The organism is Variovorax sp. WDL1 (assembly GCF_001541225.1).
Taxonomy (GTDB): Bacteria; Pseudomonadota; Gammaproteobacteria; order Burkholderiales; family Burkholderiaceae_C; genus Variovorax.
The window spans coordinates 1-9,014 of the sequence record NZ_LMTS01000267.1 but is presented as its reverse complement, the minus strand read 5'-3'; the positions used below and the strand labels follow the sequence as shown (position 1 = coordinate 9,014).

General features: G+C 62.6%; 9 protein-coding genes. 8 read left to right on the top strand and 1 reads right to left on the bottom strand.

Annotated features, from left to right (window positions below):
* Nucleotides 1-18 precede the first annotated feature (18 nt).
* The 8 genes from APY03_RS33055 to APY03_RS42890 all read left to right on the top strand — a co-directional run bounded on the left by APY03_RS33055 (nucleotide 19) and on the right by APY03_RS42890 (nucleotide 7,454).
* A complete protein-coding gene (locus tag APY03_RS33055) occupies nucleotides 19-324 on the top strand; it encodes a hypothetical protein (RefSeq protein WP_068683941.1) in 306 nt (101 codons plus the stop codon).
* Nucleotides 321-1,811, top strand: coding sequence for a DEAD/DEAH box helicase (locus tag APY03_RS33050; protein ID WP_068683940.1), 1,491 nt, complete (start codon nucleotides 321-323; stop codon nucleotides 1,809-1,811). The genes APY03_RS33055 and APY03_RS33050 overlap by 4 nt, the downstream gene beginning before the upstream one ends.
* Complete coding sequence (locus tag APY03_RS33045; protein WP_068683939.1) at nucleotides 1,808-2,644, top strand: hypothetical protein; 837 nt, start codon at nucleotides 1,808-1,810, stop codon at nucleotides 2,642-2,644. The genes APY03_RS33050 and APY03_RS33045 overlap by 4 nt, the downstream gene beginning before the upstream one ends.
* Before the next feature lie 661 nt (nucleotides 2,645-3,305).
* Nucleotides 3,306-3,848, top strand: a complete 543-nt coding sequence (locus APY03_RS33040) for a hypothetical protein (protein ID WP_197913148.1) — start codon at nucleotides 3,306-3,308, stop codon at nucleotides 3,846-3,848.
* Complete coding sequence (locus tag APY03_RS33035) at nucleotides 3,817-4,197, top strand: hypothetical protein (protein WP_068683935.1); 381 nt, start codon at nucleotides 3,817-3,819, stop codon at nucleotides 4,195-4,197. The genes APY03_RS33040 and APY03_RS33035 overlap by 32 nt, the downstream gene beginning before the upstream one ends.
* Before the next feature lie 489 nt (nucleotides 4,198-4,686).
* Complete coding sequence (locus APY03_RS33030) at nucleotides 4,687-5,463, top strand: gamma-glutamylcyclotransferase (protein ID WP_068683934.1); 777 nt, start codon at nucleotides 4,687-4,689, stop codon at nucleotides 5,461-5,463.
* Between the two features lie 187 nt (nucleotides 5,464-5,650).
* Nucleotides 5,651-6,052, top strand: coding sequence for a hypothetical protein (locus APY03_RS33025; RefSeq protein WP_068683932.1), 402 nt, complete (start codon nucleotides 5,651-5,653; stop codon nucleotides 6,050-6,052).
* Nucleotides 6,053-6,242: 190 nt separating this feature from the next.
* A complete protein-coding gene (locus APY03_RS42890; RefSeq protein ID WP_180988641.1) occupies nucleotides 6,243-7,454 on the top strand; it encodes a GIY-YIG nuclease family protein in 1,212 nt (403 codons plus the stop codon).
* Nucleotides 7,455-7,608: 154 nt separating this feature from the next.
* Here the strand turns inward: APY03_RS42890 and APY03_RS33015 are convergent, their stop codons facing one another.
* Nucleotides 7,609-8,427, bottom strand: a complete 819-nt coding sequence (locus APY03_RS33015; RefSeq protein ID WP_068683930.1) for a GIY-YIG nuclease family protein — start codon at nucleotides 8,425-8,427, stop codon at nucleotides 7,609-7,611.
* Between the last annotated feature and the right edge of the window lie 587 nt (nucleotides 8,428-9,014).

Below are 9,014 nucleotides of genomic sequence, written 5' to 3'. Positions count from 1 at the left end.
TCCTAAGCCGCATTCAAGATGGGATTGCCGGACGCATACGACCAGAGCGACGAACTTGCCGAAGCGGCATACACGATCACGGAACTCGCCGGCGAGGTCGAAGAACTCCGCGCAGTGATAGCTGTCGGCCAGATGGATGCGCCAGAGGTCGAGCGCATCAGCGCGGCCGAGTTGATCGCCGACCTCCGCGCGCAGATCAAGACCCTGAGCGCCGAACTTGCCGCGATGCGCGTGTCCCGCGACACGTTCCAAGCCGAGAACCGCGAACTCATTAAGCAGCTTGGCATGAACGCCAAGGAATTGAAGCGACTGAGGGTCGCATGAAAGAAGCGTTAAAGCTCTACGAATACCAAGAAGGCATCCTTGACCTGTTGCGTCTGGGCTTCCAGCAAGGTCATCGCACGCAAATCCTCGTCGCACCCACCGGTGCCGGCAAGACCGAGATGGCGATTGCGCTACTTCGAGCAGCCGCTGCGCGCGGCAACCGTGCGGCCATGCTGCTCGACCGGATTGTCCTGTGCGATCAGACCAGCCAGCGCCTCCAGAAGTACGGCATCGACCACGGCGTGATGCAGTCGGGTCACTGGCGCTATCGACCCTACGAGTCCATCCAGATCTGCAGCGCGCAAACCATCGAGAAGCGCGGCAGCTTCCCTGGTTTGAAGGTGCTCATCGTCGACGAGGCGCACCAAACCCGCAAGCAGACCGTCGGATTCATCAAGAACAACCCCGAGGTCCGCGTGATCGGGCTGACCGCCACACCGTTCACCGAGGGTCTCGGCGCAATCTATTCCAACGTCGTGTCCAGCGTGACCACGCGCGAGCTTGTGCAGCTCGGCCGACTCGCTCCGCTGCGCGTCTACGTCGCCAAGGAAATCGACATGACTGGCGTGAAGAAGGTCGCCGGCGAGTGGTCGCAGGACGAAGTGACCGAGCGAGGCCTGAAGATCACTGGCGATATCGTGACCGAGTGGGTCAAGAAGACGCACGAAGTGTTCGGCGGTCCCCGCAAGACCGTGGTCTTTTGCGCCGGCGTGGCCCATGGTGCCGACCTGGCGAAGAAGTTCGCCGACGCCGGCTACAACTTCGTCAGCCTGTCCTATCAGGACGATGACCAGTTCAAGCAGGACGCCGTTGCGGAGTTCGCCAAGGCCGACAGCAGCATTCACGGCCTGATCGCGACGGACATCCTGACCAAGGGTTTCGACGTGTCGGACGTGATGATTGGCGTGTCGGCCCGGCCCTTCAGCAAGTCGCTCAGCTCGCACATCCAGCAGATGGGCCGAGTGATGCGCTCCCACAAGGGCAAGGACTTCGCGCTGTGGCTCGACCACTCGGGCAACTACATCCGCTTCCAGGAAGACTGGGACGACATCTACGAAAGCGGCGTCCACGAGCTCGACGACGGCAAGGAAAAGACCAAGAACGAAAAGACCGCTGCCGAGAAAGAAGCGGCCAAGTGCCCGCGCTGCTCGCACATCTGGCAGAGCGCCGCCGGCTCTTGCCCCTGCTGCGGCTTCGTGCGCGAGCGTCGCAACACTGTCACGGCAGTGCCGGGCGAAATGGAAGAACTCGCCGGCTCGGGCAAGCTGAAGCAGGAGCGTCGCGAGTGGTATGGCCAGTTCCTCTTCGTGTGCCGGGACCGCGGCTACAAGCCCGGCTGGGCGGCAAGTAAGTTCAAGGAGAAGTTCGGCTCGTACCCGAATGGGTTGCAGGCCGACCCCATTCCGCCGATGCCTGAGGTGTCGCGCTGGCTCAAGGCCTCACATATTCGGTTCATGAAGTCGCGCCATCGGACCGCCACCGCATGACGTTCGTCGACTTCTGCCGCGCGCACGGCATCATCATCGACACGCTGCCTCAGGTCGGCGTGTGGAAGCGCTATCGCACCACCGACAAGCCGTCGCATCGCAACGGTGCCGTCAAGTTCATGGGCGATCACGGCTTCGTTCAGAACCACGCGACCATGCAAGAGGTGAGCTCGTGGCGCATCGAGGGCGATTCGCCGATCGCGCATCACGAGATCCAGCGCATTGCGCGCCAGGCCTCGCAGGAGATCGCCAGGAACAACGCCAAGGCCGCAAAGCGTGCGGCGTGGCTCCTTGCCCACTGCGAGACACGAAAGCACGCCTATACGGTCGCGAAGGGCTTCCCTGATGAGGTCGTAAACGTCTGGGAGATGGACGCGGGTCCAATCGCAGTCATCCCCATGCGGATCGGCCGCAAGTTAGTCGGCGCGCAACTCATCACCGAAGCCGGCGAGAAGAAGTTCTTGTCCGGCCAGCGCTCGGGCGGCGCGGAGTTCGTTTTCGCGAACCGTGGCCCCCACATCCTTTGCGAAGGCTACGCGACCGCACTATCGGCTCGTGATGCCCTGAAGAACCTCAAGCGCCCGTACACGCTACATGTGTGTTTCAGCGCCGGGAACATGAAAAAGATCGCGGCCGATCTGCCTGGCGGGATCGTGCTCGCAGACAACGACGCCAGCGGTGTCGGCGAGCGCGTCGCCCGCGAGATCGGATGGCCATACTGGATGAGCGATGCGCTGTGCGAGGACGCCAACGACTACCACCGGCGCGAGGGCTTGTTTTTGCTGTCACAGGGCATCGGGAAGGCCCTCAGGGAGGCGATGGCCGTGCCGTAGCACCTCACTGCTTTCTCACTGCGTTGGTTGGACATTGTTTAACGGCAGCGGCGCAGGGTGAGTCCCCTACTGTTGGATCAGGTGCTGAAACAGGGGAAAGGGTGGCGAAGCCAGAGCCCTTGCATCGAACGTCTGGCGGGTCATGCGGCTCCGGGACAGGAACACATGTGAAGGCCTTCCCAGGATGGGCTAGGTCTGCTCACCAGGACAGGATGCAGTAGAGATGGAAGACAACGGTTCTACAAGAGAAGACTTGATGATGAAAGAACAGCCCGGATCGTCAACAGCCCATAAGGTGCCGACGCTGTGCACCGACTGCCACCATTACTCCCGCTCGTAGTGTGGCGTGTGGCAGACCGCCGGCCTCACCAGCCACATCGTCCCTGGCGCGCTGGCGCAAGAGGCCACGCAGTGTCCCGCGTTCGCCGCACTCGATCAGTCGAAGCCCTCGCGCTCCGGCGCATCGCTCGCTGATGCGATCACGCGACCAGTGGTTCGCGTGGATCTCACCGCGCCGCGGTCCGGGTCCGTACCCCTATAGGGCTTCGCCAGAACGCCGGCATCCGCGACGATTCCTCTTCATGAGAAATAACCATGTTCGGTTTCAGCCGCTCGCTGAGCGCGAACCCCAAGTTGGCGACATTGAATGAGGAACATGCCCATGGCTGAGCCGCGACGCAAAAGTACCACCCATATGGTCCTGGATGCAGTCGATGAACTGCACGCACTCGAGCAGGTCGTCACCCGCGAGACGCTGGTGGAGCACACCGGCCTGAAGCTCGCCATCGTCGACGACCGCATCGGCGCGCTCATCGAGGACGGCCAAGTCCATCGGGTGCGCAATGGCGTGTTCGTACCGGCCGAGAAGCATCCGCCGGCTCGGGCGATCAGCAAGACTGTCATGCCCGATGGTCTGGTCAAACTGGAGATCGGTGACGACGTGCTGACGCTCACGCCGCGGGAGGATCGAGCCTTGGCAGCGTTGCAGGCCGGCGTGGCTGTTCAGTTCGCGGCCATCAATCTCGGGCACCAGGCGGCGGTGCTGAATTCAGGGATCAATGAACGAGTGCTTCGATTGGAGCGGATCGCTGCCCGGCAGCAGGAACCCGACGAGATCCTGGGGACGCAAGCGCGGGCGGATCAATGCGCAGTGTCGAAGCAGGCGCGCTCATTTGAAACGGTCGCAGAACTGGGACAGCCATGACCAAACACACCCAAAGGCCGCTCCCGACTGGGAATCGATCGAGCTGGAATACCGCGCGGGCGTCAAGACCCTCCGCCAGATGGCAGCCGAACACGGCATCACCCACGGCGCAATCAACAAGCGCTCCAAGGCAAATAGCTGGGAGCGCGACCTTTCGGAGAAGATCCACCAGAAAGCCGATGTGCTGGTATCCAGGGCGGCAGTATCCACGGTATCCACTGAACCCAAGGTTGCCGAAAAGCAGATCATCGAGGCCGGAGCACAGGCTCTCGTCACTGTCCGCCTCTCCCATCGGCGTGACATCCACCGCAGGCGAACCATCCTGATGCGGCTGATGGACGAGATGTAATTGCAGGGTGGCCCGGAGAACGCCAGCCTGGGCGAAGCCTCGGCGTTGGCGGCCGCTTTCAGGGAAGTATGTCGGATTGGGTCGAAGCCGCCATTAATCACTAAGCCAACTCTTCCACCTTTCCTTCAATAGCCGGCTACTATGGTCCGCATCTGCATTGGTAGTGCAGACCAGTTCTGACAATCCGTGCATTCGTCTTCTGAAAATGACAGCCAGCCCCGGCTTGGAAATACACGGGCCACCGGCATCAGCCATCCACGCGGGTCCGCGGGCGTCCCATTACTACAGGCTCTGGTCGCGGCTGGAGGTGGCCGTTCAAAAGGATGGCGATCTCTCTCAAGTCGCTGCCAATGGGCATATGGGCAGCGGATCGCGACAATGGGGACGATGGGACGCGCGCTGTGATGGCCCGGCGATGCCCCACGCCTGCGGGTGGGCCCACAATCTATATTGCCGCCGGCGCCGGTGCCGGCCCGCCAGGAACAGTCGATGACCCCTGATGCCTTTGTCCACGTCCCGAGTCTCCGCGGCCGGATAACACCGCCCGAGCGCTCCGAACTGCGCGCGACGCCGGCGGTGCTGGCGGTCTGGGACGAACGCGCGCGTAGTCTTGGCCGGCCGAACTGGCGCTGGACCGATGAGGCGCTGCAAACATCGCGCCGCGACGTGCTCGGCGCAACAGGCGGCGAGCGCGACCTTTGGGTCTACGGCTACGGCTCGCTGATGTGGGACCCGGCGTTCCATTTCGCCGAGATTCGGCTGGCGACGCTGGCCGGCTACCGACGACGCTTCACCTTCCGCTTGACGATCGGTCGGGGCTCGTTCGAGTACCCCGGACTGATGTTGTCGCTGGAGACCGGCGAGGGTGCCTGCGAGGGCCTGGCGTTCCGCATCGACGCCCTGCACGCCGACGCCGAGTCGACGATCCTGTGGCGGCGCGAGATGATCCGCAGTGGCTACTTGCCCGCGCTGCTGCCGGTGCAGACGCCGCAGGGCCCGGTCACGGCGCTGGTGTTCGCGGCGAACGCCGCGCACCCCGACCACATCGGCGAACAGCCGCTGGACGAGACCGCGGCGTGCATCGCCCGTGGTGCGGGTGTTCTGGGCACGAACCGCGAGTACTTAGAACAGCTGGCGGCGCAGTTGCAGACACTGGCGATCGACGAAGCGTACGTCGGGAAGCTGCTCCAGCAGTGCGCGCTGTTGCTGAGACCTGAGGCGCTCGGCTGGGGCGGCCGCTCTTGCCAGCGCGGCTCAAGTGAGTAGAGTTCGCGAGCAGCCAATCCCCCCAGGGCCGCCTTTCGGCCATAAGGCGACCTTCGTGACGCTGGTCCAGTTTATGGATGGACACTCTGTCGGCTTGGTTGGCAACCGCTAAAGTCGAGCTACCCATCGAACTGACCTGGAAGATCTGTCGGAAAAAATCACTCTGCCCAAACTGCTAGGGAAAAAGATGCTGACTCGTAACCACTTTGATTCCTCGACGTTGCCGGTAATGGACGACATCGCGTCGCTCTTGCATATTGCGCTGTCGGTCAAGGGAATGAATTCAACTTTCAAGAACGCCCGAGAGCTTGATGCCAGGCGGTCCAAGCCTGCGGCGATGCGGGTGATCAAGGCGACCTCCGCTGCGGCTCAAGACCTGCTGGACTTGGCGTTTAAGCAGAAGCCAGAGCATCTGCGGAAAGTCCACCGTCAGCACATCGCCAAACTGACGGCGGCAGCCGAGGCGGCTGCAGGGTTGGCGCAGCAAGAATACGCGGCGTTACCAGAGGTCGCGGGTAAGGGGACGTTTGAATTTGGCGTGCTCCGACCGCTTCAAGAACTGTGCGAGCGTTGGCAGGCGACCAACTAAATTGGAAAAGGGGCCTACGACATGTCAACGATGAGCAAACTGGGGCGGCGGTGCTCTCGGCCGTCAGCCGTATTTGGCAGGGCGGACGACAGTCCGCGCTTCTGTAGCTATCGCTCTCGATCGGATCGCTTGCAAGTGCCCAGCCGTTGCCGGATCGCTACTGGTCTTCCCCAACCTTTGTTGCACGCGCATGAACAGGTTGCTTGAAATCGGATTCGACCCCGCAGGTCGTTGGGTTCTAGTGAACGAAGCGTTGGACTATTCGTTGGCTCGGCATTCGACGCAACAGAACATCCTTTACGCCTTCGTGTCCGACGGCCAGGTCATGTATGTTGGCAAGACCGTGCAACCACTCGCGAGGCGGATGTCTGGTTATCGGAAGCCGGCTTCGACACAAAGCACCAACATTCGGAACCACAACAGCATTCGGAATCTACTCGAACGAGGCTCAGCCGTCGAGATCCTCGCCCTTCCTGATAACGGCCTACTGCACTATGGGCAGTTTCACCTGAACCTGGCCGCCGCCTTAGAGGACGACCTTATCCGCGTCATCGATCCCCCCTGGAATGGCGGCAACGTCGACGATGGCATACATCCCCCTGCCACGCCCGACGAATGTGCCCGCGATGAGGCGGATGTGAAGGAGCCGCTGCCCCCCGCTGTCAGCGGGTTCACCTTCATTCTTCAGCCCACTTACTTCACGAAGGGGTTCTTCAACGTCGGCGTTGCCGCCCAAGACCTACTGGGCCAGGACGGGGCGACCATCGAGATCTTTCTTGGAGACGATCCTCAGCCAATTCTGGGCACCGTCAACCGCAGCGCAAACTCGAATGGAGCGCCGCGAATCATGGGCGGGGTCGGACTGCGCAATTGGTTCCAAGCGGTTGCAACTGTGTCCACACCGATGTCGGTGGAAGTGCTCTCGCCAACTTCAGTTCACCTTTGTGCGCCGGTGCGCCAAACGGATGCTGCGGCCTCTGCCCTTCGCCTCGCTCGAACAAGCCAGGACGCCATCTGGCCCCGCCGCAAGGATTTTCACGTCCTCACCTACGCCGAGGAGGGCTTTGCTCCTCTGAACATCTACGCACGGGAACATGGCTTCGAGGGGGCAACCCTGGGCGACTTCGCAGACGAGGTGAATCGGTTGAACGAGCCCGGATCGCTCCATCCTCATGCGCCGGTGAGCGCCGTCCCGCGCTCGGTCGTGCGTGATACGGAGGATCCGATCGCGTTGAGGGATCAGATCGTAGCGTTTCTTCGCGCCAACGAGACCAGCATTCATGCGAAGAAGCTCCTCCTCGATTTCGGCACTCCGAGAGTCGCATCATTCGTGGTCACTGCGATTGAGCAGGCCCTTGCCGCTGCGGCACCGTTGCTTGATGAGGTCGTCATTGTCGAATGAATAACGAGCCTTTTAAAGTCGCTCGATGGCCGATGGGCGATGGACCTTGGACCTGCGGTCGGATGGAGAGCGAGCGTCGACCGCCGCTGTCGGCCACGAGCGGCCCTTAGACCGTGTCGTCAACGTGGCGACGTTCACTACCGCCGCCTACGGGTCATCGCAAAGCCATTCCAGCAACCACCTGGACGAGCTGGTGCAGCGCTTCTGGGGTGATCTGAAACCACTCGATACCGGGCGCGTCTCGGACATGCCTATCCTGCACCTTCAGCACCTTGTGGACGGCCGTTTCAAGCTGTTGTGCATCGCGGACACGGTAGGCGAGGAGGCACACGAAAGGCGAGTGAGATGAAGTGGATCCGATCTGGGCAGCCATGCGCTGCGTGTAATGCTGGCGTGTCTGACCCACCTTCAGGAGAGGCTCGATTCCTGCGCTCGCGAAGTTATCAAGTTCGCGCTTGAGCGTGTACACGTACAGCCACTCGTTCCCGACATCGTCCAGCACCCACTCGTCCCGCGCGGGGTAGCGGGGCGCAGGTACAACCACTTCTGCCGGCGCGACCCGCGGCTCTCCGACAGATGTCGCGGGCTCGAAATCCTCCGGGCTCGCCGGCAAAACCCCTGCTTCGGCAAGGCGTGCGTAACGCGGTGTGGGCCCCAATCGCGGACCTACGAAGAGCGCGTCAATCTCGGGCGTGTTCCGCAGTGTGGCCTTGAAAACGAGCCGCCACAGAGGCAGCCCGCCTTTCTCCTTTTTACGCCGGAAGTGGATCTCCTCGCCTTGCTCGCGCAGCTCGGGGCTCAGCTTGCTCGCTTCGCACAGCCACTTCCACATGGCGGCGCCAATCAGGTGCTTCTCGCTGAAGCGTTGGTCAGCGTGCAGTCGGAGGAACTCGTCCTTCGACTCGAGGAACAGCTTCTTGAGCGGCACCCAGCCGGGCGACTTCGTGTGGGTGTTGAATTGAACGGGGTCCATGCGCGGAGGGTCCACTGCCTTATTTTATCGCGGGTGGACTGGACAGCGGCGACAAACCCGCCTTCGCTGCCCGACAGGCATGTGTCCGATGCCGCTGAGAGCCTCTGCGAAGGCTCACGGGCTCCCCGCGACGCAGTGAACCAAAGCGCGCGGCGTATCGGAGCTCGGCGGTTAGGTTCGGCTACGGATGCCAACGGCTGGTTTGGGCCCAATGCGCCATCCGCATCCGACTTGCGCTGGGTGTTGAACTTAGCGCGGCAGTCGGCGACCCCATGTAGGGTTCGCCTGGTTCCCGAGCACCGGGAACATTCCCGGCCATGCACTCGTCCCCTACGGGCAAAAGCCCCATGTCTCGAAGAAGAGCACAAAGCCGGCACCTCGTCAGGAGGCTGCGGGCATTTCAACTGGCGCGAAGAAGAAGCCCGCCACCACCGAGTCGCCAGCCAAGCCCAAGACCGCCGCAGGCGCGCGTCACCTACCAGGTCCGCCACCGCCGGGCCCGCCCCCAGGTCCGCCACCGCCGGGCCCGCCCCCAGGTCCGCCGCCGCCCGGGCCACCCCCAGGTCCGCCACCACCCGGGCCACCCC

What these genes read in the sequence shown, in the direction of transcription:
- APY03_RS33055 (WP_068683941.1), top strand. Translation starts at nt 19, where the DNA reads ATGGGATTGCCGGACGCATACGACCAGAGCGACGAACTTGCCGAAGCG.
- APY03_RS33050 (WP_068683940.1), top strand. Translation starts at nt 321, where the DNA reads ATGAAAGAAGCGTTAAAGCTCTACGAATACCAAGAAGGCATCCTTGAC.
- APY03_RS33045 (WP_068683939.1), top strand. Translation starts at nt 1,808, where the DNA reads ATGACGTTCGTCGACTTCTGCCGCGCGCACGGCATCATCATCGACACG.
- APY03_RS33040 (WP_197913148.1), top strand. Translation starts at nt 3,306, where the DNA reads ATGGCTGAGCCGCGACGCAAAAGTACCACCCATATGGTCCTGGATGCA.
- APY03_RS33030 (WP_068683934.1), top strand. Translation starts at nt 4,687, where the DNA reads ATGACCCCTGATGCCTTTGTCCACGTCCCGAGTCTCCGCGGCCGGATA.
- APY03_RS33025 (WP_068683932.1), top strand. Translation starts at nt 5,651, where the DNA reads ATGCTGACTCGTAACCACTTTGATTCCTCGACGTTGCCGGTAATGGAC.
- APY03_RS42890 (WP_180988641.1), top strand. Translation starts at nt 6,243, where the DNA reads ATGAACAGGTTGCTTGAAATCGGATTCGACCCCGCAGGTCGTTGGGTT.
- APY03_RS33015 (WP_068683930.1), bottom strand. Translation starts at nt 8,427, where the DNA reads ATGGACCCCGTTCAATTCAACACCCACACGAAGTCGCCCGGCTGGGTG.